This is a genomic window from Haloterrigena salifodinae (assembly GCF_003977755.1).
In the GTDB taxonomy this organism is placed as follows: domain Archaea; phylum Halobacteriota; class Halobacteria; order Halobacteriales; family Natrialbaceae; genus Haloterrigena; species Haloterrigena salifodinae.
In genome coordinates, this window is the sequence record NZ_RQWN01000001.1 from 810,119 (window position 1) to 832,075 (window position 21,957).

Sequence of the window (21,957 nt, forward strand, 5' to 3'; positions counted from 1 at the left end):
GCGCCGCCGAACGTCCTGACCTGTGCTCACGAGTCGCGATCCGTCCCGATACTCGCGGGAAGCGCTGTCAGGAGCAGCTCGCGGTCGTAGCGCTCGGTCCGGAACAGACCGAGGCAGAACAGGCCGGCGACGGCGGCGGCCAGCCAGTTCCCGTAGAGGACGTTGATCGCCCCCCAGAGCACCACGAAGCTCACCAGATCGTCGAGGACGAACTCGCAGGTCCGGACGCGCTCGAGCAGCGCCGCGCGGTCGAAGGCGCGGTCGACGAGGAGAACCGCGACGGTTCCCGAGAGGAGCCAGCCGACGTAGTTCGAGGCGGGAACGCCGTAGTAGCCGCCCGGCGGGATGTACGCCCAGAACCCGATGGCGACGGCGGCCGGATCGAGAACGAGGTCGACGGCGACGACGGCGGCGATCGCGGTCGGGATCCTGACGAGGGGCCGCGCGCTCCACCCGTCAAGGACCAGTAGCGTCAGCAGGAAGGCGTTCAGGACCAGTGGGAGGAAAAACAGCGGGAGCGCGAGCGGGATTTCGCCGAGCAGCATCGGCCCCAACTGGATCCCGTACTCGAAGGTCCCGTAGGGCCAGCCGGTTCGCACGCCGACCAGTTCGATCGCGTACGTGTATGCCGTCACGAGACCTAGATAGACCAGCGCTCGGCGGTCGACCTGCGGAAGCAAGCCGACGACGAGCGGCGAACGCATCACCAGCGTCCCGAACAGGATCAACAGCGGGTTGTACGCGAGCGGTCCCGGAAGCAGTCCCTCCGCGCTCGCGACCAGCGTCACCGCGCCGACGACCGGGAACACGACCGCGATCGTAAAGCGGTTCTCGCGGATCAGCGCCTCGAGGCGTCGCTCGAGAGCTGCCCGACGCTCGTCGGTATCGGGGTCGGTCTCGGAATCGGGATCAGTAACGGCGTCCGAATCGATATCGGCGTTCGCCGTCGTGTCCGGATCAGCCATAGAGCACCCTCCAGAGGCCGCCCATCGTCAGCGTCGCACCGACGACCGTGTTGATCGCCGGGAACCACCAGTACGCGCGGTCGACCGCGACGCTCGAGGTCGCGATCGCGGCGACGAGGCCGGGGTAGACGAGCATGAGCGCGCCCAGGCGGAGATCGAGCGCGCCGAACGCGGCGGCGCTCGCGAGCCAGCAAGCGCCGCAGTAGGCGTAGGTCCAGCGCTCGCCAAGCGCCGTCGCGGTCGTCCGGATGCCGGTCTCCTGATCGGGTTCGATGTCGGGGATCGCGGAGAAGGTGTGCATCCCCATCGCCCACAGCCAGCCGCCGAGGACGGCGAGGACCGGGGGTTGGCTCCCCGCGACGGCGGCGTAGGCCGCCGCACCGGGGGCGATGTAGAGCCCGTTTGAGACCGAGTCCAGTAGCGGCGTCGTCTTGAACCGGACCGGCGGCGCGCTGTAGGCCGCCCCGAGGACGAGAAAGACCGCGAGCCACGGCCACGCCGCCGACGGGACGAGCGGGAGGAACGCCAGCGGCAGGAGCGCGCAGACGGTCACGACGACGGGAACGATCCGCTGGCCGCGGTACCGGGCCTCCTGCTCCGATTTCTTCGGATTCGCGGCGTCGATCTCGCGATCGTAGATGTCGTTGATCCCATAGAGGAAGACGTTCGCCGGAAGCAGGAAGTAGGCGAACAGGACAATCGCCGCGGGTGCGAACACGTCGCCGACGCCGGCGGCGGCGTAGGCGACGCCGACGAGCACCGGGCCGGCGAGATAGAGCCAGAACCGCGGGCGAGAGAGGGTCAGCAGGTACCGGAGTCGGTCGCCGTATCGGCCGTCGCCCGCCGCCGTCGAGTTCGCGGTCATGGCGATGGGGCGATCATCGGCCGGTCGGTCGGCCGTAGTCCTCGAGGACCTTCTCGGCGGTCAGCTCGCCGCTAATGAGACACATCGGGACGCCGATCCCGGGCGTCGTGTCCCCGCCGACGAAGTAGAGGCCGTCGACACCCTTGGCGCGGTGGGGCGGGCGGAACAGCGCGGTCTGGCGGAGCGTATGGGCCAGTCCGAGGGCCGTCCCGTCGTAGCTGTTGTACCGGTCGGCGAAGTCCTCGATGCAAAAGCGCTCCTCGAGGACGATCCGGTCGCGCAGATCGACCCCGGTGTTGACCGCGATGTCCGCGAGGATCCTGTCGCGGTATTCCTCGCGGGTTTCGGGGGTGTCCTCGAGGCCGGGCGCGATGGGAACGAGGACGAACAGCGCGCTGTGGCCGTCGGGAGCGACGTCGTCGTCGGTCTTCGAGGGCACGCAGAGGTAGTAAGCGGGATCCTCGGGCCACTCGGGGTCCTCGAAGATCCGATCGAAGTGGTCCTGCCAGTCCGTGGGGAGGACCAGCGTGTGGTGGGCGAGTTCGTCGACCGACCCCTCGACGCCGAGGTACAGCAGGAACGCGGAGGGCGCGTAGGTTCGCTTCTCCCAGTAGTCGGCGTCGTAACCGCGCTGTTCGGGCTGTAAGAGCTCCTGTTCGGTGTGGGCGTAGTCGGCGTTGCTGACGACCAGGTCCGACCGGACCGGTCCCTCGGGCGTCTCGACGAGGAAGGCCCCCTCGCGGCCCTTGATCGCCGTCGCGGGCCGATCGGTGTCGTACTCGACGCCTAGTTCGCGCCCCAGTTGCGCGATGCTGTCGACGACGGCGGCGATCCCCCCGTCGGGATACCAGACGCCGAGGTTGAAATCGACGTGGCTCATCAGGTTGTACAGCGCCGGCGTGTTCGTCGGCGACCCGCCGAGAAACACCAGCGTGTACTGCATGATCTGCTGGAGCTTCGGGTGATCGAAGTAGTCCTCGACGTGGCCCTGCATCGACCCCAGCAGGGACAGCCCGCGCGCCTGCCGGGCCACGTTGGGATCGATGAAGTCCCGCAGCCGCGTGCGGTCCTCGTAGACGAAGTGTTCCATCCCGACCTCGTAGTTCTCCTTCGATTTCTCGAGGTAACGCTCGAGGGCATCACCCGCGCCGTCCTCGTACTCATCGAAGACAGCCTTCGTTCGCTCGAGGTCGGGCGTGACATCGACCCGATCCCCGTCCTTGAAGAACAGCCGGTAGTGCGGATCGAGGTGCGTCAGTTCGTAGTAGTCCGAGGGCGTCCGATCGAAGTCGCCGAAGAAGCGCTCGAAGACGTCCGGCATCAGGTACCACGAGGGGCCCATGTCGAACCGGAAGCCGTCTTTCTCGAGGCGACTCGCTCGACCGCCGACCTGCTCGTTCTTCTCGATGACCCGCACGTCGGCGCCCGCGTCGGCGAGGTAACAGGCCGTCGCGAGGCCGCCGATTCCGGCGCCGATCACGACGACCGACTCACCGGCCAGCGATTGCATACTCGAACGTGACCGTCGGCACGGTGAAAAGCGTATGTCATACCCATGTAGGGTCGGCCCGCCACGTGCGGCGAGGGTCCGACGGCAGCGACCGTTCTCGACGGCCTCGCTTCACTTCCGATTTGACACGTGATAACTCGAGTCGTCCTCAAAGCCAAACGCTTAGTTCGTTCCGTGATTCGGTCTCGACAATGAGCGATCACGAGCAGCCCGGCAGCGCGGAGTCCGCCCGCGCCGACCGGGAACGAGAGGAGGCACCGCCCCCCGACCACGACGCGGAGGCGGAACGGGTCCGCGAGGCCGTCGACCGCTCCCGAAGCGGGGCGCCGGCGGCTGGATCGGTCGTCCGCGACCGGTTCTCCTCGGACGAGGTCTTTCAGCGGATCGTCGCGGCGGCCGACGAGGAGGTCACCTCCGGCAGCCGCGAACTGTTCTTCAGCGGCATCGCCGCCGGCTTCGCGATCACGATCACGGTCTTGCTGTACGTTTCGCTGTACGGGGCGACCGACGGCCACCCGATCCTGAGCGCCCTGCTGTATCCGCTCGGATTCATCTACATCATCATCGGCGGCTACCAGCTCTACACGGAGAACACGCTGCCGCCGGTCGCGCTCACTCTGGAGCGGATCGCCAGCGTTCCCGCACTGCTGCGCCACTGGTCGATCGTGCTCGCCGGCAACTTCACCGGCGGCGCGATCGGCGCCGCCGTACTCGCGTGGGGCGGCGTGCTCTCTCCCGAGGCGTTCGATGCGGCGGTTTCCCTCGGAACCCACGGTCCGGAGACCGCGTGGTTCGACCTGTTCTTCAAGGCCGCCTTCGCCGGCCTGATAGTCGCCGGCGTCGTCTGGGTTGAGTACGCCGCCCGCGAGACGGTCGCCAGAATCCTGATCGTCTACATGGCCTTCCTCGCGATCCCGATCGGGAACCTGTTCCACGTCGTCACCTCCTTCACCGAGATGGCCTTCGCCGTCTTCCTCGGCGAACTCTCCCTCTACGTGGGCGTCGTCCACTTCGTCCTCCCGGTGGCGCTGGGCAACACCATCGGCGGCATTCTGCTGGTCACCGTCGTCAACTGGTTCCAGACCAGCGAGGAACGTCTTGAGTCCGCTCGGTTCGAAGGGATCGAACGACGCCTCTCGGTTCAGGAGTGGCTGTTCGGGGGCTTCGCCGGGCGATCGTACGTTCCCCTGATCGATACCGGGGAGACGACTGCACCCGCCGACGACGACACCTACCGGGTCGTCGTTCCGATCGCGAATCCGCGGACCGAGTCGCGACTCGTCGAACTCGCCGGGACGCTGGCGAACAGACACGAGTCGGCGATCCTCCACGTCGTCCACGTCGTCCAGACGCCCGACCGACCGTCGGCGGTCGGCAGCGACAGACAGCGCGCCCGGATCGTCGACGAATCCGAGGCACTGCTCGAGGACATCACCGGCTCCATCGACGACTACGACATCGACAGCGAGACGTCGACGATCGTCACGCATCGCTCGTTCGAGGAGATCTTCGACACCGCCGTCCGCGAACACGCCGACCTCGTGGTGATGGGCTGGGGCGACAACAACCTGTGGGACGCCGCGCGCGCCGAGCGCCCGATCAGCGAACTCACCAGCCAGCTCCCGTGTGACTTCCTCGTCGTCAAGAACCGCGGGCTGGACACCTCGCGGATCCTGCTGCCGACCGCCGGCGGCCCGGACTCGGATCTGAGCGCCGAGGTCGCGAAGACGCTCAGCGACACCGCCGGCGCCCACGTCTCGCTGCTGCACGTCGTCGACGGCCCCGACGAGCGCCGGGCCGGCGAGGAGTTCCTGGAGGAGTGGGCCATCGACCACGACCTCCACGACGCCGAGATCCTCGTCGACGACTCCGGTGACGTCGAGGGCGCGATCTGTCGCGCGGCCGACGACCACACGACCGTGATGCTCGGCGCAACCGAGCGCGGCCTGCTCTCGCGGCTCGTGACTAGCTCGCTGCATCTGGACGTCGTCAACGACGTCGACTGCTCAGTGATGCTCGCGGAGCGTCCGAGCGGGCGGAGCGTCTTCAGGCGGCTGTTCGGTCGGTAACCGACCGCCCGCCGTTCTTTGAGCGACCGAACTCGGCTATTTACCTCTGGCGACGAACTCGAGTGACCCGAGAGACGATCGGCTCGAGCGCGGATTCGCGAGTCCGACACGCTTATTCACGAACGGCGACGAAAGACGTGTAGTGAGTACCGAGACGCCCGAACCGACCGAAACCGAAGCGTTCGAGCGGGTCTGTGAGACACTCGTCGAGCGGATCATCAACGGCGAGATCGAGCGCGACGAGGTCGAGAAAGCCAAACTCGAGGCCTGTTCGGAACACTCGGCGCCGAAAGTGCCGAAGAACTCCGAACTGCTCGATTACGCGCCCCAGGAGTACCGCGAGGATCTCGAGACGGTGCTCCAGCGCAAGCCCGTCCGCACCGCGTCGGGCGTCTCGCCGGTCGCGATCATGACGTCGCCCGAGCGGTGTCCCCATGGGAAGTGTCTCTACTGCCCCGGCGGCCCCGACTCGGAGTTCTCCTCCTCCCAGAGCTACACGGGCGAGGAGCCCGCGGCCGCCCGCGGCGTCCAGAACGATTACGACCCTTACGGGCAGGTAACGCTGCGCTTGGAGCAACTGCGGGAGATCGGCCACCCCGTCGACAAGGTCGAACTGATCCTGATGGGCGGCACGATGACCGCCCGGAGCCACGACTATCAGGAGTGGTTCGTCAAGCGGGCCCTCGAGGCGATGAACGACTACGACGTCGAGAAGGAGCCCGAACCGGCCGAGGGCGAGAGCTTCGCGCAAGACCCCGAGGAGTACGACTGGAAGTACGTCGAGGACGTCATCGCGGAAAACGAGACGGCGGATATCCGCAACATCGGCACCACGTTCGAGACCAAGCCCGACTGGTGCGACCCCGAGCAGATCGACCGCATGCTCGATCTCGGCGGAACGAAAGTCGAAGTCGGCGTCCAGACCACCTACGAGCGGATCAACCGCGAGATGCACCGCGGCCACGGCGTCCAGGAGTCGATAGAGGCCAACCAGCGGCTGCGGGATTCGGCGTTCAAGGTCGGCTTCCACATGATGCCCGGCCAGCCCGGGATGAGCAAGGAGATGTGCCTCGAGGACTTCCGCCGAATCTTCGAGGAAGAGGCCTGGAAGCCCGACTACCTGAAGATCTACCCGACGCTGATCGTCCGCGGGACGGCGACCTACGACTGGTGGCACAAGGGCGAGTTCGACCCGCTCGACAACGAGGAGGCCGCCGAGTTAGTCGCCGAGATCAAGGACATGATTCCCCGCTACACGCGCCTCCAGCGTGTCCAGCGGGACATCCCGGCGGACTACATCGACGCCGGCGTCTGGAAGTCCAACCTCCGGCAACTCGCCCGCAAGCGAATGGACGACCACGACTGGTCCTGTGAGTGCATCCGCTGTCGCGAGGCCGGGATGAACGACGAGACGCCCGAGAACGTCGAACTCGACGTGATGACCTACGACGCCTGCGGCGGGACGGAACACTTCATCTCCTTCGAGGACTTCGAGCAGGACCTGCTGGTCGGCTTCTGCCGCCTGCGGTTCCCCAACGATCCCGTCCGACCGGAACTCGAGAACACCGCGCTCGTGCGCGAACTGCACGTCTACGGCAGCGAAGTCACAGTCGGCGACAAGGGAGCAACGGACCAGCACCAACACCGCGGCTACGGCCGCCGACTCATGGCCCGCGCCGAGGAACTCGCCGCCGACGCCGGCTACGACAAGGTCAGCGTCATCTCCGGAATCGGCGCCCGGGAGTACTACCGGGAGAAACTCGGCTACCACCAGGACGGGCCGTACGTCAGCAAGCGACTCTAAGCGGCCGGCGAGCGGTCCGATTACGACTTTCTTCCCGACGATGGCGTGTCGATTGTTCCTCGAGTCCCGTTCCTCGTACCCATATAAAATAATCCACAGTATACAGAAAATTTATGGGTAATCGGGACAGAGTATTAGGCGCCGACGATCGTCGGCACCGTTGTCAACACTCCCCAGACCGACAGCGGCACACCGAGTTGCCTCTCACCCAGCACGCCGGGGCTGCTCCCCGAACCGCTCGTCCCCCACCGAGCGATCCACTCCCGGCGTGTATTCTCTCACTGTACTTCAGCGCCCCTCGAGTCGATTCGCCGGTCAGTTCCCGAGCCGGACGCGATGTCGAGTCGCTCTTCGAATACAATCGAGTTGTACCGATGATTTATAATAGCCTGCTGTCCGTCAGCGTCGATTCGAGATGGCTTTCAGCGACCAGTTACTCGAGGCGGGAGCGGACGTCTGGGCGGCACAGAAGGACCACTCGTTCGTGCGCGAGCTCGCGGCGGGGACGTTGGACGAAGATGCCTTTCAGCACTGGGTGAAACAGGACTACCGGTACCTCCTCGACTACGCGCGGGTGTTCTCAATCGCGGGCACGAAGGCCCGCGACGAGGCGACGATGACCCACCTGCTGGGGGTCGCCCACGAGGTTTTGGACCACGAGATGGATCTCCACCGGGATTTCGCCGCCGACTACGGCATCTCCCCCGAGGAACTCGAGGCCGTCGAGAAGGCGCCGACCTGCCACGCCTACACGAACTTCCTCGTGCGAACCGCGTACGAAGGGTCGATCGCCGAAATCGCCGCTGCGCTTTACCCCTGCATGCAGGGGTATCTCGACGTCGCGGAGCATATGGCTGACCTCACCGAGGAGGACCACCGGTACACGCCCTTCATCGAACTGTACACGGGCGAAGAGTTCCGCGAGGCTACCGCGTGGTGTCGGACGTTCGTCGACGACTGCGGCGAGCGGTATCCGGGCGAGCACGACGCGATGCGCGAGGCGTTCCTGACGAGCGCCAAACTCGAGTACCGGTTTTGGGAGATGGCCTACACCCGCGAGGACTGGGGACTCTGACCGCGGCCGCGACAGAGACGGTCGGACCGTTGCGGTCATACCGACGGTGCCCCAATCGCCGCGCATGAGCGAGCGCGACACCGTCACCGAACGCATCGCGGCGGCGACCCTCCGGGTCGACGTCCCCCTCGAGCGCGGCGGCGAACTGGCCGTCGCCGCACAGGAGGTCCTCGAGTCGCTCGCGATCGTCCGGTACGCCGACGTCAGGGAACTCGGCGCGGTCGACGCAGGCGACGACGGGTTGGCGGTGACGATCGACTGTCGGCTGACGCTCCACGGCGACAACGCGACCGCGGCCGAAGCGACCGGACGGCAGGCCCTCCGCGAGGCGGACCGAGTGCTCGGGATCGATCGGTTCGAGACGGTCGACGGGCCGTACCGTATCGAACGGTGGTGAACGTCCCGCTGCATCGGACCGATCGTGATCGTCGCTCGACTCGCGATTTTGACCGACTCGGTAACAGCGACCGACCGCCAATTCCAGCCGGACGCCCCTGGAATCTACCGGCGACGACCGGAATAGGAACCGAAAGGCGACGATTTAAGTACGCCGTCTCGGTAGATTAGCAAAACTAGATGCCGCCAGAGTTGTCGGTAGTGCTGGCTGCCGTCGCCCTTCCCTTCGTCGCCGCTGTGAGCACGCCCGTCCTGTACCGTCTGCTCGGCGAGCGGACCGGCTACGCCGGCGTAGCGGTCGCGCTGGCGAGTTTCCTCCTGCTGGCGAGCCAGCGCGGCACCGAGGGCACCGTCGGCCTCGAGTGGATCCCGTCGCTCGATGTCGCCCTGCGCTTCTACCTCGACGGCTGGGGACTGCTGTTCGCGATGTTAGCCTGCGGTATCGGGACGCTCATCTTCCTCTATTCGCCGGCGTACATGCACGGCGAACCCCACCTCGCTCGCTTCTACACCGCGTTACTGGCGTTCATGGGCTCGATTGTCGGCGTCGCGCTAGCAGCCGACCTGATCGCGATCTTCCTCTTCTGGGAACTCACCAGCCTCTGCTCGTTCGTGCTGATTGGCCACTACACGGCCGACGACTCCTCGCAGTACGCCTCTCGGATGGCGATGTTCATTACCGTCGGCGGCGGTCTCTTCCTGCTCGTGGGGCTACTCTTGCTGTCAGTCGTCGCCGGCGACGTCGTCGGCCCCGACGCCGCCTTCAATCTGGCCGCGATGCTCGAGACCCCCGAGGCGATGGCCGAGGCCCTCCGCGAGCAAGGGCTGTTCCTGCCTGTGCTCGGCCTGCTCGCGATCGGCGCAGGGGCCAAGTCGGCCCAAGTTCCGCTGCACTTCTGGCTGCCCAACGCGATGGCGGCGCCGACGCCCGTCTCGGCCTTCCTCCACTCCGCGACGATGGTGAAGGTCGGCGTCTACTTCATCGGGCGGATGCGCCCCATCCTCGTCGGCGAGGAGTGGCTGTTCCTGTTCGCGACGCTCGGCCTGACGACGATGACCGTCTGCGCGATCATGGCCGTCGCCGCGACGGACATCAAGGAACTGCTGGCCTACTCGACGGCGAGCCACCTCGGGCTGATGGTCGCCGGCTTCGGCTTCACGTCGATCTACGGCGCCGAGACCGGCGTCTTCCACCTGCTCAACCACGCCCTGTTCAAGGCGGCGCTGTTCCTCGTGGCCGGAATCGTCGCCCACGAGGCCGGTACCCGCAACATCGACAACCTCGGTGGCCTCCGTCACGACCTCCCGGTCACGGCGATCATCACGGTTATCGTCGCGCTGAGTATGGCTGGCATTCCGCCGTTCAACGGCTTCTACTCGAAGGAGCTGCTGTTCGAGGCGGCCGTCGAGGCGAGTCACCACCACGATATCGGTGTGCTGGGTGTGCTCTACCCCGCGGTCGCCGTCTTCGGGAGCGTCTTCACTGTCCTCTACTCGCTGCGCTTCCTCTCGCTGTTCTTCGGCGACCGACCCGACGCGCTCGGCCACGTCCACCGCCCGTCGACCACGCTGGTCGTCGCACCGGGCGTGCTGGCGCTCCTGGCCGCTGCCGTCAGTATCCGGCCGCAACTCGCCGTCGACGTGATCGTTCAGTCGGGCGTCGACGCGACCGCCCTCGAGCACCACGAAATGCACGTCAGTCTCCCGACGTCCTACTCCCCGCCGGTGGGGATGAGCGCGGTCACGATCGCGGTCGGACTGGCCGCCTACCCGTTCTACGACCGGATTCACGACGGACTCAACGCGACGCTGGACGCGGCCCCGCCGATCGCCGCGAACTGGTGGTACGACGCGATCGTCGGCGGCCTCACCGGCGGCGGCGCCTGGGTCGGCGACCGCATCCACAACGGGCTGCTCCGAACGTACGCGACGTGGACGCTCCTCGGCACCTGCGGGCTGGCGCTCGCGGGGTTCGCCGCGGCCGGCACCGTCGCCTCGTCGGAGCTCATCGGCTTCGACGCCGCGCCCGCGGTCGCGCTCGTCTTGCTCGTCGCGGTCGTTGCGGGGCTCGCGGTCGCGCTCTCCGACTCCCACATCGCCGGCGTTCTCACGCTGTCGATCCTGGGCTTTATGATCGCCATCTTCTACATCCTCGCGAGCGCGCCCGACCTCGCGCTGACCCAGCTGGTCGTCGAGACGCTCGTGCTCCTGATCTTCCTGCTGGTGATCGAGGAGATCCCCGAGTACTACGAGGTCAGCCTCGGCAAGTACGCCCGCGACGCCGTCGTCTCGCTGGCCGTCGGTGCGACCGCCTTCATCACGGTCCTCGTCACGACCGACGCCCGTCCCGAGGGCTCGACGGATATCGCCCGCGCCTACGCCGAACAGGCCGTCCCGGAGGGCGGCGGAACGAACATCGTCAACGTCACCCTCGTGGACTTCCGCGGCTTCGATACGATGGGCGAACTCATCGTGGTCGCGATGGCTGCGATCTCGATCCTGACGCTGATCGTGATGCGATCGGGAGGTGACGACGAGTGACGACCGTCGTCATGCGCACGACCGCTCGCGTGATCGTTCCGATCATCCTCGTCGTTTCGACCTCGCTGTTCGTCGAGGGCCACAACCTCCCTGGCGGCGGCTTCATCGGCGGCGTCCTCACGACGACGGCGTTCGCGATCATCTACCTCGCGTTCGGGCTGGACTTTGTAGAGCGCGGGGTGCTCGGTCGCGACGTCGACCCCGGCAAGGAGCCCTCGAGGGACCGCGTCGTCGTGGCCTACCGACGGCTCTTCGAGTACGGGCTGGCGATCGCCGTCCTGAGCGGGCTGGTCCCGCTGCTGTTCGGGCGGCCGTTCCTGACCCAGACGTTCGTCATCTTCGAGCACGTCCCGCTCTACGGCGAGATCGAGATCGCCAGCGCGCTGGCCTTCGACTTCGGGGTCTACTGCGTGGTCGTCGGCGGTCTCCTGACGATCCTCTCGGTGGTGGGAGCCGAATGACGGCCGTGATACTCGCCGCCGTGGTCGGCGCACTGTTCGCCCTTGGCACGTTTCTGCTGCTCCGCCGGGATCTGATCCGGGTCGTCTGGGGGCTGGCGATCATCAGTCAGGCGGCCAACGTCTATCTGCTGGCGATGGGCGGCCTCGCGAAGGGGACCGCCGACTCGGTCCCGATCCTGGCGGGCCACGGCGATCACGTCCCCCAGACAGCCGATCCGCTGGTGCAGGCACTCGTGCTGACCGCGATCGTCATCGGCTTCGGGATGACCGCCTTCGCGCTCGTGCTGTCGTATCGGGTCTACGAGGAACACGACACGCTGGACGTCTCCGAACTGGGTGATCGCGAATGATGACGACGCAGCTACTGACGATACTGACGGGACTCGAGTCGACGCTGAGGACGGGTGCGGGAATCGAGCCGACGGCGCCGCTCGCCGCGGTTCCGGGCGGCTCCGAATCGGGACTGGTGATCGCGCCGATGCTCATCGTGCTCGTCGCGGCCGTCGCGAGCCTCCTGCTCGGCCGGTGGCCGCGGGTCCGGATCGGCGTCAGCCTCGCGGGCGGCGCGGCTTACGCGGTCGTCGTCGCGGCGATCGACTGGTACGTCGTGCTCGCGCCGGACGCGCCGGGGGCCGCGACCTACCAGGTCGGCGACTGGCCGGCGCCGTTCGGCATCACGCTCGTCGTCGACGGGCTCTCGGCGTTCATGCTGACGATGGTCGCCGTCCTCGGGATCGCGTCGCTGGTCTTCTCGACGCGTGTCCTTCCCGAGATCGACCGCCGCAGTTACTACTTCCCGCTGTTTCACTTCCTGGCGCTGGGCGTCACCGGCGCCTTCCTCACCGGCGACCTGTTCAACCTCTTCGTCTGGTTCGAGGTCATGCTGATGGCCAGCTACATCTTCGTCGCCTACTACGGCGGCCCCCAGCACACCCGCGCGGCCTTCTGGTACGTCTCGCTGAACCTGCTCGCGAGCGCTGTCTTCCTGCTCGGCGTCGGCGGCATCTACGCGACGACGGGGACGCTCAACATGGCCGACCTCGCGCAGCGACTCGCCGACCCCGGCGCCTACGGGCTCGAGCCCGCGCCGGTCGTCGGCCTCTTCGCCCTGTTGCTGTCGGTGTTCGCGATCAAGGCCGGCCTCGTCCCCTTCCAGTTCTGGATCCCGACGGCCTACCGGGCCGCGCCGCCCCAGATCTCGGCCCTACTGGCCGGCGCGACCAAGAAGGTCGGCATCTACGCGATCATCCGCCTCTCGTTTACCGTCCTCGCGGACGCGGACGTGCCGGTCGAACTCGCCGTGCCGGGCGTCGGAACCGTCGTCGCCGGCGACTCACCGCTCGCGTTCATCGGAGCGGTGCTGTTCGTCATGGCCGCCGCGAGCATCCTCGTCGGCGGGATCGGCGCCGTCGGCCGGGACTCCATCGAGGGCGTCCTCGCCTATTCGAGCATCGGGCAGGTCGGCTTCATCGCCCTCCCGGTCGCCCTCGCGGCGACGACTGCGAGCGCCGAGTTGCGCCACCTCGCCGTCGTCGCCGCGCTGGTGTACGCGCTCAACCACACGCTGGCGAAGGGGCTGTTGTTCCTGGCGGTCGGCGCGATCCGGTCGGCGACCGGGACGAGCCAACTCTCCGACCTCGGCGGACTGGCCGGCCGGTCGCCGCCGCTGGCGATCGGCTTCTTCGTCGGCTCGCTCGCCCTCGTCGGAATCCCGCCGCTGTCGGGCTTCTTCGGCAAGTTCCTCGTCTTCGATGCAGCGGCTCGAGCCGAGTCGGCGCCGCTGATCGTCCTCCTGTTGACGGGGTCGCTGTTGACCATCGCCTACGCGACGCGGACGTGGAACCGGAGCTTCTGGGGGGCCCGAACTGACGCCGTCGAGGAGGCGTCCGTCGACGTCGTGCAGGTGGGCGTCGTCCTCGTCCTCGCGACGGCCATCGTCGCGGTCGGCGTCGGCTTCGAACCGGTCTACGAGTTCGCCGACGCCGCCGCGTCGGCCGCGCTGGACAGCGAGGCGTACGTCGACGCGGTCGATCCGGTCGAGCCCGACGACCTCGGGACCGGAGGAGGTGAGCACTGATGCGGGTCAAGACCTGGCCGCTGGCTGGCGCCGTCTTCGCCGTGCTGTGGATCTTCGTCCGCGGCCCGTCGCTGGCGCCGTCGGCGCTCCTCGGCCAGTTTCTCTTCGGGTTGCTCGTCGGCCTCCCGACGGCGTTCGTCTTCCGACGGCTGTACATCGAGCGGGTCGACGTCGCTCGGGGGATGCGTGCGCTCCCCGCCGCTGGACGCTACCTCGCGGCCTTCTCCTGGGAGGTCGTCCGCGCGAACATAGACGTCGCCTATCGGGTGCTCTCGCCAGGAATGCCGATCGAACCCGAGGTGATCCTCGTGCCGCTCCGGGTCGAGACGGATCTGGCGGTCACGACCATCGCCAACAGCATCACGATCACGCCCGGGACGGTCACGCTCGATCACGACGGGGAGACCAACGCCCTGTACGTTCACGCGGTCGACGGCCGCGACCCCGAGGCGATCGTCGCGCCGATTCGGACGTGGGAGGACTACGCCCTCGAGATGTTCGACGAGGAGGCCTCGCCCGACGACCCGGCGCCGCGGATCGTCGTCTCCGGCGGGGAAAGAGACAGGGGCCCCGCCGGCGAACACGGAGGTGAGAACGATGAGTGAAGCCGCCGACCCGGCGCTGCTCGACGCCGTCGTTGGCGGGGCGCTGATCCTCGTCAGCGGCCTCTGCGTGCTCTGTAGCTACCGCGTCATCTCCGGGCCGACGAACCCCGACCGGGTCGTCGCGCTGGACGCCATCGCGACGAACGTCGTCGCCATCGCCGTCCTCTTCGCCCTCCAGACCGACCGCGGGCTCTTCATCACGGTGAGTCTGGTGCTCGCGATCATTGGCTTCATCGCGACGGTCGCCGCCGCCAAGTTCATCACCGAAGGGGAGGTGATCGACGAACCATGATCCGAACCGGACTGGAGATCGCACTGATCGTCGTCGGCGTCTTCTTCCTGACGGTCGGCACCATCGGCATGCTCCGCCTGCCGAACGTCTACAACCGAATGCACGCGACGAGCAAGCCCACGACGCTGGGGACGGCGGCGATTTTCTTCGCCGGCTTCGCTCACTTCGGCCCCGGCGCGGAGGGGTTGACCGCGCTCATCGGGATCGTCTTCCTCTTCCTGACCGTCCCGACCGGCGCCCACATGATCGCCCGCGCCGCCGAGCAGATCGGCATCCCCTTCGAGGGCAGCGTCACCTGGCCCGACGCCTCGGCCGTCGACCGGTCCGACCGAGCCGAGCGGGCCGAACGCACGGAGAAGTCCGACGATTAGGGCCCGTCAACGATCGTACTCGAGGTCTCGCTCCCCGTTTCCATTCCCATCCCCGTCCGCTCCTCGATCGCGGTCGCGCCCGCGAACCCACTCGTCGGCGTCCTCGAGCGTCCCTGTCTCTAACAACCGCTCGAGTTTGCGCTCGAACTGGTCGTCGGTCAACTTGCCCGCGGCGTAGCGATCGCGGAGCGTCTCGAGGGCGTCACGGCGATCCGCCGGCGCGTCCGTTCGGTCGCCGTCGGAATCGGACTCGATGTCCGCACTCGAGTCGGTCGTCCAGTCGTCCAGCCACTCCTTTCGGTCGGCCTCGTCACCGAACACGAGGGCGACCAGCGGGACGACGACGATGTAGCCGACCAACAGGGCGGCGAGCCACCAGTCCTGTCCCGTGAACATTGCGCCGAGCCACAGGCCGGTCACGAGCATCGACGCGATCCCGGTCGCGTTCTCGCGAAGGCGAGTTCCCAGATCGTCCTCGGTCCGCCGTCCTCGAGCGGTCCCCTCGCTCCCGTTCATACGTCCCTATTCGACCGGCACCGGAAATACGTTAACGGTCCGAGATATCGCGGACCAGACGCAGCGATACGGATAGCCGCGGCCGAGAGTGCACACACTGAGAATCCGGCGTGTGGTGGCGCGCGCCGCCGCCGGGTCTGAGCGCTGCGAGGGCGCGTCGGAAAACCGTGCGAGGTCTTCGCGAACTTATGAGCGAAGGCGTTCGAGACAGCGAAGCCGGCTCGTGACTAAGCGAAGCGAAGCGGGAACGAAGGTTCCGCGAGGTCAGCGTGACGTACGTCCCGCAAGACTTCGCGATGTCCGCGAAACCTTCGGTTTCGCTTGATGCGAAAATCTTCGATTTTCAGCAGCTCGGAAGACGCTTCGCGTCTGCCTTCGGACGAGCGAACGACCGAAGGGAGTGAGCGTTAGCGCGGAACCAGAGGTTCCGCGAACCGTGCAAACGGGCGCATAGCGCCAGTGAGCAGAAATCGGCTGGGACGGGTGTGGCAATCCCCGTTACCACGGTAGCAGGGGGCCTGTTTTCGGTCGCGTTTGCGCTTCAGCCGCTGGACAATCGAGACGACGCTGTCGCTATCGACCGTGGGAGACAGCGGAGAAGTGCGCGTGTTACGCGAGCGTCTCGCCGAGCGCCTCGAGCGCGGCATCGCGGACGGCATCGCGTTCGCCGGGCAGGAACTCTACGTGGCCGTCCTGCCCGCCGACGACGCTGACCCCTCCGTTGGGAACCGCGTCGTCGATTGCGTCACCGAGTTCGCGGACGTTCAGCGACTCGGTCGCGCGGACGTGCAGTTCGTCGTCGCCGACGCCGAGAGTCACGAACGGCCCCTCGTCGCGCTGTCGACGGTGGAGCGCGTCGAGCAGCAGTTTCGTCGTCGGGAAGTTGTACCGGTGGGTGAACGCGTCGGTGTCGAGCACGGCGACGGTGACGCCGTCGACCCGCTCGGTCTCTAGGTTCTCCCGAGCCGTCTCGAGTTCGGTGTCGAGTTTCGCGCGGAACTGCTCGGAGACGTGGGCGGCCAGATCGCCGTTTCGGCCCGTCTCCTCGTCGCCGAACAGCAGGTCGATGACGAGTTCGCGCTTGTCCTTGTACGACTGGTAGAAGGCCTCGAGGGCGACGGCTTCCCGTCGGTCCGAGACCGCGGTCTCGTCGTAGCCGGCCTCGGTCGCGAGGTCGACGTACGCCTCGGGGGTGTCCTCCCAGTAGCTGACCGCGGGGAGGTGAACGAGGTCGTCGCGGACGTCGCCGTTGACGTGGGCGGCGACGTTGGCGGCCAGCGCGGTCGACGTCAGATCGGAGACGTCGACGCCGGCGAGCGAGGGCGCGACGGCCACGGAGACGGCGTCGGCGATCTCCTCGTCGGCGCGGCTGTCATCGATGACGACCGTCTCGGCGTCGTACAGCGAGAGCAGGTCGTAGCCGTCGATCGACTCCTCGGTCGAGCCGGCGTCGACGACGACGACCAGCGGCAGTTGCTCGCCGTGGCGGTCGCGGGCCTCGAGCATCGAGGTGACGTCGCTGGTGGCGGCGTCCATGTCGTAGACGCGGCCGTCGAGCGGGCGCCGTTCGAAGTAGTGGTACTCCGCGTCCTCGCGGGTGTGCTTCTCGCGGATCAGCGGGAGGGCGGCCCGCTCGATGGCGGCGCCGGCGACGTAGCCGTCGGCGGTCGCGCTGTGGCGGACGACGATCGGTCGGGCCTCGACGACGGCGCGTCGGATCGCGGTCGCGGCGTCAGAGAGGCCGTCCTCAACGGCGGCGACGGCGTCGTGGTCGGCCAGCAGGTCGATCTCGGCCGGTCGGGCCTCGCGTTCGATCGATTCCTCGAGTCGGTCGCGGACGGCCTCGCGGTCCTCGCCCTCGAGGATCTCGAGGGTCTCCGTCTCGATTTGAAGGTCGCCGTGGTGGCGTTCGACCTCGCCCTCCAGCGCGACGACGTCGTCGATGTCGACGTCGGGGTAGGCGCGGACGCCGGCCTCCTCGAAGGCGGCGCACTCGACAGTGGCCGTCTCGTCGCGAAGTTCGAAGACGGTTGGGCCGCTGGTCTGGCGGACGCCGGTGATCTCGCCCTCGAGGCGAACGACGCTGCCGACCTGGTCTTCGATGGCCTCGATCGTCGTGCGCTTGAGCGCCGGTTCGGACTCGGGTTCGGCGTCGGCCGCGTCGTCGGTCGCCGCGGTCGAGCCGGTCGCGGCCGTCTCGGTGGCGACGCCGCCGCTGCCGCTCCCGGCGGCGACGGTTTCGCTCGCGTTCGGCGCGCCGGTCTCGTCGGACGACCCCGTGTCGTCGGCGGCCGCCTGCAGGTCGCCGGCGGCGGGGTCCTCGTTGGCGACGGGTTCCGAGTCGGTCTCGGTTTCGGACTCAGCGTCGGCGCTGGGGTCGGTGCCGGAATCGGAATCGGATCCGACGTCGTCCTCGAGATCCTCGGGACGAACCTCGTCGTCGCCCGTGTCGATCAGGTGGCCGCGGAACTCGCGTTCGCGCTGGCGGATCGACCAGCCGAGGTCGACGTTGCCGTTGTCCCGAACGTCGAGGACCTGAACGAAGACCTCGTCGCCGGACTCCCAGTCGAGGCTCTCCAGTCGTCGGTCGAGTTCGCTCCTGTGCAACAGACCGGTTACGTGGTCTCCGATGTCGACGAAGACACCGAAGTCGGCGTAGCCGTCGACGACGCCCCGGTAGTAGCGACCGGGGGTGAGCTCCGAGGCGGACGTGCCGCGAAATTCGAAGACCGCGTCCTCCTCGTGACTCTCGCAGATTTCACCGTCGACAGCTGTGCCACAGATGATACAGTTACCCATCTATTCGAACCAAGCGGTTTCGTCCTAAAACGGTTGTCGAAATGCGGCCGCGGGCGACTGCCCCGCTGCTCACGGGGCGGACAGGATCGTCGCGATCGCGCAATTGCCGAAACCGCCGACGTTACAGGCCATTCCGACGTCGCCGTCGATCTGTCGGTCGCCGGCTCGTCCGGTCAGCTGATCGTAGAGCTCGACGAGCTGTGCGACGCCCGATGCGGCGATCGGATGGCCCTTGGATTTCAATCCGCCGGACGTGTTGACCGGCAGTTCGCCGTCGCGCTCGGTCGCGCCACGTTCGACCAGCTGCCAGGACTCTCCGCGGTCCGCGACGCCCAGTCCCTCGAGCTGGAGGAGTTCGAGGATCGTGAACATGTCGTGGACCTCGAGGAGGTCGATGTCCTCGGGACGCCGACCGGCGCGGTCGTAGACCCGGCGGCCGGCGTCGACGACCGCGCTCATAGCGGTTAGGTCGTCTCGCTCGTGGACGACGTGGGTTCCCGTTGCGCCGGCGATCCCGTCGACGCGGACGTGGTCGTCGCCCTCGAGCGCGCTCTCAGCGGCGAGCAACAGCGCCGCCGATCCGTCCGAGATCGGACAGAAGTCGTACAGCCGGAGCGGATCGGCGACCACGGGCGACTCCAAGACCGTCGCCACATCGATCTCGCGGCGGAAGTGCGCCTTCGGGTTGGCGACGCCGTGCGCGTGGTTCTTGACCGCGACCTCCGCGAGCGCCGTTCGGGGTGCGTCGTACCGCTCGAGATACCGGCGCGCGGTCAGCCCCGCGAACGAGGGGACCGTGATCCCGTGTTTGTACTCCGCGGGGTGGGTGATCCCGGAGACGATGTCAGTCGCCGTCGCCGTCGAGAGGTGGGTCATGCGCTCGCCGCCGACCGCGAGCGCGACCTCGCAGGCTCCCGACGCGATCGCCTTCCACGCCTCGTAGACGGCCGCTGCGCCGGAGGCCGACGTCTGCTCGATCGCCGCGGCGTGGGCCGGCCGGACGCCGAGTTCGCTCGTGAGTGCGCCGGCGAGCCCGCTCTGGCCCTCGTAGGCGCCGCCCGAGCGGGCGACGAAGAGGTGGTCGACCGCGTCCGCACCGACGGGCCCGTCCGCGAGACAGTTTTCTCCGGCCTCGGCTAACAGTTCCAGCAGCGAGGCGTCGCGCCGCCCGAACGGCGTCATCGCGGCGCCCGCGATCGCGACGTCCCGACCGGAAGCGACGTCAAGCGCGGCGGGCGCGGAACCAGTTCGCGTCACGGTTCCAGGAGCACTTTCCCGCGGCTCCGACGGTTCCGGACGTATTCGTGTGCCGCCGCCGCCTCCTCCAGGGAGAAGGTCCGATCGACGACGACTTCGACGTCCCTCGACGACAGCAGCGAGTCCAGCGGCTCGAGCGCCGTGTACACCCGTTCGGGCTGGCGTTCGACGGCTTCTCCCAGGTGATAGCCGATCACGCTGTGATTGCCGAAGAGCAGTTCGGGGGTCGATACCGTCGGCACCTCGCCGCTGGCCAATCCGTACGCGACGATCCGGCCGCCGAGCGCGAGCGCCTCCACGCTCCGGTCGAAGGCGTCGCCGCCGACGCCGTCGAGTACCAGATCGACTCCCTCGGCGCGCTCCTCGATCACGTCGGGGACCGCGTCGTAAGCGATCGCGTGATCGGCGCCGAGATCGGCCGCGAACTTGCGTTTCGATGTCGTGCTCGCGGTCGCGAACACCTCGGCGCCGGCCGCCGCGGCGAGCTGGACGGCCGCCGATCCGACGCCGCCGGCGCCCGCGTGGACGAGTACCCGTTCGGGTCCGTCGTCGGCGCCGGCGGTCTCGAGGCCGCCCCACTCGAAGAGCGCGTTGTGCGCCGTCACCCATTGGATCGGAACGGCGGCGGCCTCTCGCAGCGAGAGCCCGTCGGGGACGGGAAACGCCCTGTCGGCTGTGACGACGACCGACTCGGCGTAGCCGCCCCGCGGGACGTAGGCCGCGACCGCGTCCCCCGGCTCGAGGTCGGTTCGGTCGCCCGCCTCGGCGATCTGTCCGGCGACCTCGATGCCGGGCACGTACGGCGGCGTCGGCCCGTCTGGATAGGTTCCTCGTCGTTTCGCGAGATCGGCGAAGTTGATCCCGGCGGCCGCGACGTCGATTCGGACTGCCGTCGCATCCGGCGTCGGCTCCGAGACGTCGGCGGGTTCTAACACCGCCGGCTCTCCGTACGCCGGAACGCGAATAGCTCGCATGTCCCTGGCGTGTTACGAGCGGAAATATAAACGTCCCTATACCACGGGCCGATCAGAATGAGTCGTCTCCGGCGATTCGCCGACCGCGTTACTCGAAGACCGGCGAGTCCTCCTCGAGCGTTTCGATGTCGTCGACGAGCTTCCGGACGTCCTCGGGGAACAGCGAGACCTGGACCTCGCTGCCGTCGTCGTCTTCGAAGACGAGTTTGACGCGCTTGTCACCGAATTCCCGCGCCTCGGCGGACTCGACGTCGAACATCTTGACCGTCGCCGACTTGTTCGCCGGGCCGACGTTCTTGATCGATCCGTCGTTCAGCTCTACCATGAAGTCCTCGAGCGTCAGTGAGAGCATACTCGCCGTACGGGCCCCGGCTAAAAAACCGCACGGCATTGGCGGGCGGCCGGGCCGTCGCGGCGTCTCGTCCGAGCGGCTCGACGGGCCGATTAGCGGTCCGAAACCAACCGGCTCGACCACTTTTAAGTTGTATTCGACCCAATCGGTCGCACGCAATGCAAGTCACCTGGCACGGCCACTCGACGTGGCACGTCACCGTAGGGGAGACGGAGCTGCTGATCGATCCGTTCTTCGACAATCCGAAGACGGACCTCGAGCCGGCCGACGTCGACGAGCCCGATTACGTGTTGCTGACGCACGGCCACGCCGACCACATCGCCCACGCCGGCGAGTTCTCGGACGCGACGCTCGTCGCGACGCCGGAACTGGTCTCCTACTGCGAGGACGAGTTCGGCTTCGCGGACGCCGTCGGCGGGATGGGGATGAACCTCGGCGGCACCGTCGACTGTGGCGACGCGTACGTCAGCATGGTCCGTGCCGACCACACCAACGGGATCATGACTGAAAACGACAAGAGCGGCGGCATGCCCGCCGGCTTCGTCGTCTCGGACACGAAGCCGACGCAGATCGCGGACGAGGAGTCGACGACGTTCTATCACGCCGGCGACACCAGCCTGATGAGCGAGATGAAAGACGTCATCGGCCCGTATCTCGAGCCCGATGCCGCCGCGGTCCCGATGGGCGATCACTTCACGATGGGGCCCCAGCAGGCTGCCATCGCTGTCGACTGGCTCGACGTCGACGTCGCCTTCCCGCAGCACTACGACACCTTCCCGCCGATCGAGCAGGATCCCGCCGACTTCGAGAGCGAGGTCGCGGGCACCGGCAGCGACGCCGACGTCGTCGTCCTCGAGGGCGACGAGTCCTACGAACTCGACGGATAGCCATCGCGGCGGGCGAGGAAGTCGAACCAGTCCCCGCCGCGTAACCGCTGCTGTCGGAGTCCCGTCTCGGTCGCTACGATCTTCTCCGGGTCGCGTCGTCGAGTGCAACTGTCGTCTCTCGCGGTCTCGAGGACCGTGACC

General features: G+C 67.5%; 20 protein-coding genes. 12 read left to right on the forward strand and 8 right to left on the reverse strand.

The genetic code is table 11. From position 1 onward, the window contains the following. Positions 1-26: 26 nt before the first annotated feature. The 3 genes from cruF to EH209_RS04140 are packed head-to-tail and all read right to left on the reverse strand — an operon-like array spanning position 27 to position 3,340. Positions 27-965 carry a bisanhydrobacterioruberin hydratase gene (gene cruF / locus EH209_RS04130; protein ID WP_211338318.1) on the reverse strand — a complete coding sequence of 313 codons (939 nt, stop codon included), beginning with the start codon at positions 963-965 and terminating at the stop codon, positions 27-29. Continuing rightward, complete coding sequence (locus EH209_RS04135) at positions 958-1,830, reverse strand: prenyltransferase (protein WP_126661670.1); 873 nt, start codon at positions 1,828-1,830, stop codon at positions 958-960. Before EH209_RS04135 ends, cruF begins: the two co-directional genes overlap by 8 nt. 13 nt (positions 1,831-1,843) lie before the next feature. Further along, the gene (locus EH209_RS04140; RefSeq protein ID WP_126661671.1) at positions 1,844-3,340 is read right to left on the reverse strand and encodes a phytoene desaturase family protein; all 1,497 of its coding nucleotides are present in this window, start codon (positions 3,338-3,340) and stop codon (positions 1,844-1,846) included. A 191-nt stretch (positions 3,341-3,531) separates the two neighbouring features. On the opposite strand from EH209_RS04140, the gene EH209_RS04145 reads away from it, so the two are divergent. The 11 genes from EH209_RS04145 to mnhG all read left to right on the forward strand — a co-directional run bounded on the left by EH209_RS04145 (position 3,532) and on the right by mnhG (position 15,031). Next, the gene (locus EH209_RS04145) at positions 3,532-5,409 is read left to right on the forward strand and encodes a formate/nitrite transporter family protein (RefSeq protein WP_126661672.1); all 1,878 of its coding nucleotides are present in this window, start codon (positions 3,532-3,534) and stop codon (positions 5,407-5,409) included. A gap of 142 nt (positions 5,410-5,551) precedes the next feature. Beyond that, positions 5,552-7,213, forward strand: a complete 1,662-nt coding sequence (locus tag EH209_RS04150) for a tRNA uridine(34) 5-carboxymethylaminomethyl modification radical SAM/GNAT enzyme Elp3 (protein WP_126661673.1) — start codon at positions 5,552-5,554, stop codon at positions 7,211-7,213. Between the two features lie 415 nt (positions 7,214-7,628). Beyond that, positions 7,629-8,288 carry a thiaminase II gene (gene tenA / locus EH209_RS04155; RefSeq protein WP_126661674.1) on the forward strand — a complete coding sequence of 220 codons (660 nt, stop codon included), beginning with the start codon at positions 7,629-7,631 and terminating at the stop codon, positions 8,286-8,288. 64 nt (positions 8,289-8,352) lie between these two features. Further along, entirely contained in the window at positions 8,353-8,685 is a 333-nt protein-coding gene (locus EH209_RS04160) for a hypothetical protein (protein ID WP_126661675.1), read from the forward strand. A 179-nt stretch (positions 8,686-8,864) separates the two neighbouring features. Beyond that, positions 8,865-11,225 carry a hydrogen gas-evolving membrane-bound hydrogenase subunit E gene (gene mbhE / locus EH209_RS04165; protein ID WP_126661676.1) on the forward strand — a complete coding sequence of 787 codons (2,361 nt, stop codon included), beginning with the start codon at positions 8,865-8,867 and terminating at the stop codon, positions 11,223-11,225. After that, positions 11,222-11,686, forward strand: coding sequence for an MnhB domain-containing protein (locus EH209_RS04170; protein WP_126661677.1), 465 nt, complete (start codon positions 11,222-11,224; stop codon positions 11,684-11,686). Before mbhE ends, EH209_RS04170 begins: the two co-directional genes overlap by 4 nt. Then, entirely contained in the window at positions 11,683-12,036 is a 354-nt protein-coding gene (locus EH209_RS04175) for a sodium:proton antiporter (protein WP_126661678.1), read from the forward strand. Before EH209_RS04170 ends, EH209_RS04175 begins: the two co-directional genes overlap by 4 nt. A gap of 128 nt (positions 12,037-12,164) precedes the next feature. Continuing rightward, entirely contained in the window at positions 12,165-13,763 is a 1,599-nt protein-coding gene (locus EH209_RS04180; RefSeq protein WP_204749382.1) for a complex I subunit 5 family protein, read from the forward strand. Then, complete coding sequence (locus EH209_RS04185) at positions 13,763-14,368, forward strand: Na+/H+ antiporter subunit E (protein ID WP_126661680.1); 606 nt, start codon at positions 13,763-13,765, stop codon at positions 14,366-14,368. The genes EH209_RS04180 and EH209_RS04185 overlap by 1 nt, the downstream gene beginning before the upstream one ends. Then, positions 14,361-14,660 (forward strand): monovalent cation/H+ antiporter complex subunit F, encoded by a 300-nt coding sequence (locus tag EH209_RS04190; protein WP_126661681.1) that lies wholly within the window; start codon positions 14,361-14,363, stop codon positions 14,658-14,660. The genes EH209_RS04185 and EH209_RS04190 overlap by 8 nt, the downstream gene beginning before the upstream one ends. Then, the gene (mnhG, locus tag EH209_RS04195) at positions 14,657-15,031 is read left to right on the forward strand and encodes a monovalent cation/H(+) antiporter subunit G (RefSeq protein WP_126661682.1); all 375 of its coding nucleotides are present in this window, start codon (positions 14,657-14,659) and stop codon (positions 15,029-15,031) included. Before EH209_RS04190 ends, mnhG begins: the two co-directional genes overlap by 4 nt. Positions 15,032-15,037: 6 nt before the next feature. Here mnhG and EH209_RS04200 read toward each other — a convergent pair whose 3' ends face one another. The 5 genes from EH209_RS04200 to EH209_RS04220 form a co-directional block, all read right to left on the reverse strand. After that, complete coding sequence (locus tag EH209_RS04200) at positions 15,038-15,547, reverse strand: SHOCT domain-containing protein (protein ID WP_126661683.1); 510 nt, start codon at positions 15,545-15,547, stop codon at positions 15,038-15,040. Between the two features lie 609 nt (positions 15,548-16,156). Next, positions 16,157-18,346 (reverse strand): DHH family phosphoesterase, encoded by a 2,190-nt coding sequence (locus EH209_RS04205; protein WP_126661684.1) that lies wholly within the window; start codon positions 18,344-18,346, stop codon positions 16,157-16,159. 69 nt (positions 18,347-18,415) lie between these two features. Beyond that, positions 18,416-19,603 carry a thiolase family protein gene (locus EH209_RS04210; protein WP_126661685.1) on the reverse strand — a complete coding sequence of 396 codons (1,188 nt, stop codon included), beginning with the start codon at positions 19,601-19,603 and terminating at the stop codon, positions 18,416-18,418. Then, entirely contained in the window at positions 19,600-20,577 is a 978-nt protein-coding gene (locus EH209_RS04215) for a quinone oxidoreductase family protein (protein ID WP_126661686.1), read from the reverse strand. The genes EH209_RS04210 and EH209_RS04215 overlap by 4 nt, the downstream gene beginning before the upstream one ends. Before the next feature lie 88 nt (positions 20,578-20,665). Beyond that, positions 20,666-20,929, reverse strand: coding sequence for a hypothetical protein (locus EH209_RS04220; RefSeq protein ID WP_126661687.1), 264 nt, complete (start codon positions 20,927-20,929; stop codon positions 20,666-20,668). 158 nt (positions 20,930-21,087) lie between these two features. Between EH209_RS04220 and EH209_RS04225 the strand changes: the two genes are divergently transcribed. Next, positions 21,088-21,816: a metal-dependent hydrolase gene (locus tag EH209_RS04225; protein WP_126661688.1), complete on the forward strand. Its 729-nt coding sequence runs from the start codon at positions 21,088-21,090 to the stop codon at positions 21,814-21,816. Positions 21,817-21,957: the final 141 nt, after the last annotated feature.

What these genes read in the sequence shown, in the direction of transcription:
- tenA (WP_126661674.1), top strand. Translation starts at nt 7,629, where the DNA reads ATGGCTTTCAGCGACCAGTTACTCGAGGCGGGAGCGGACGTCTGGGCG.
- EH209_RS04145 (WP_126661672.1), top strand. Translation starts at nt 3,532, where the DNA reads ATGAGCGATCACGAGCAGCCCGGCAGCGCGGAGTCCGCCCGCGCCGAC.
- EH209_RS04180 (WP_204749382.1), top strand. Translation starts at nt 12,165, where the DNA reads ATGCTCATCGTGCTCGTCGCGGCCGTCGCGAGCCTCCTGCTCGGCCGG.
- EH209_RS04190 (WP_126661681.1), top strand. Translation starts at nt 14,361, where the DNA reads ATGAGTGAAGCCGCCGACCCGGCGCTGCTCGACGCCGTCGTTGGCGGG.
- EH209_RS04160 (WP_126661675.1), top strand. Translation starts at nt 8,353, where the DNA reads ATGAGCGAGCGCGACACCGTCACCGAACGCATCGCGGCGGCGACCCTC.
- EH209_RS04135 (WP_126661670.1), bottom strand. Translation starts at nt 1,830, where the DNA reads ATGACCGCGAACTCGACGGCGGCGGGCGACGGCCGATACGGCGACCGA.
- EH209_RS04200 (WP_126661683.1), bottom strand. Translation starts at nt 15,547, where the DNA reads ATGAACGGGAGCGAGGGGACCGCTCGAGGACGGCGGACCGAGGACGAT.
- EH209_RS04175 (WP_126661678.1), top strand. Translation starts at nt 11,683, where the DNA reads ATGACGGCCGTGATACTCGCCGCCGTGGTCGGCGCACTGTTCGCCCTT.
- EH209_RS04225 (WP_126661688.1), top strand. Translation starts at nt 21,088, where the DNA reads ATGCAAGTCACCTGGCACGGCCACTCGACGTGGCACGTCACCGTAGGG.
- cruF (WP_211338318.1), bottom strand. Translation starts at nt 965, where the DNA reads ATGGCTGATCCGGACACGACGGCGAACGCCGATATCGATTCGGACGCC.
- mbhE (WP_126661676.1), top strand. Translation starts at nt 8,865, where the DNA reads ATGCCGCCAGAGTTGTCGGTAGTGCTGGCTGCCGTCGCCCTTCCCTTC.
- EH209_RS04205 (WP_126661684.1), bottom strand. Translation starts at nt 18,346, where the DNA reads ATGGGTAACTGTATCATCTGTGGCACAGCTGTCGACGGTGAAATCTGC.
- EH209_RS04140 (WP_126661671.1), bottom strand. Translation starts at nt 3,340, where the DNA reads ATGCAATCGCTGGCCGGTGAGTCGGTCGTCGTGATCGGCGCCGGAATC.
- EH209_RS04185 (WP_126661680.1), top strand. Translation starts at nt 13,763, where the DNA reads ATGCGGGTCAAGACCTGGCCGCTGGCTGGCGCCGTCTTCGCCGTGCTG.
- EH209_RS04215 (WP_126661686.1), bottom strand. Translation starts at nt 20,577, where the DNA reads ATGCGAGCTATTCGCGTTCCGGCGTACGGAGAGCCGGCGGTGTTAGAA.
- mnhG (WP_126661682.1), top strand. Translation starts at nt 14,657, where the DNA reads ATGATCCGAACCGGACTGGAGATCGCACTGATCGTCGTCGGCGTCTTC.
- EH209_RS04220 (WP_126661687.1), bottom strand. Translation starts at nt 20,929, where the DNA reads ATGCTCTCACTGACGCTCGAGGACTTCATGGTAGAGCTGAACGACGGA.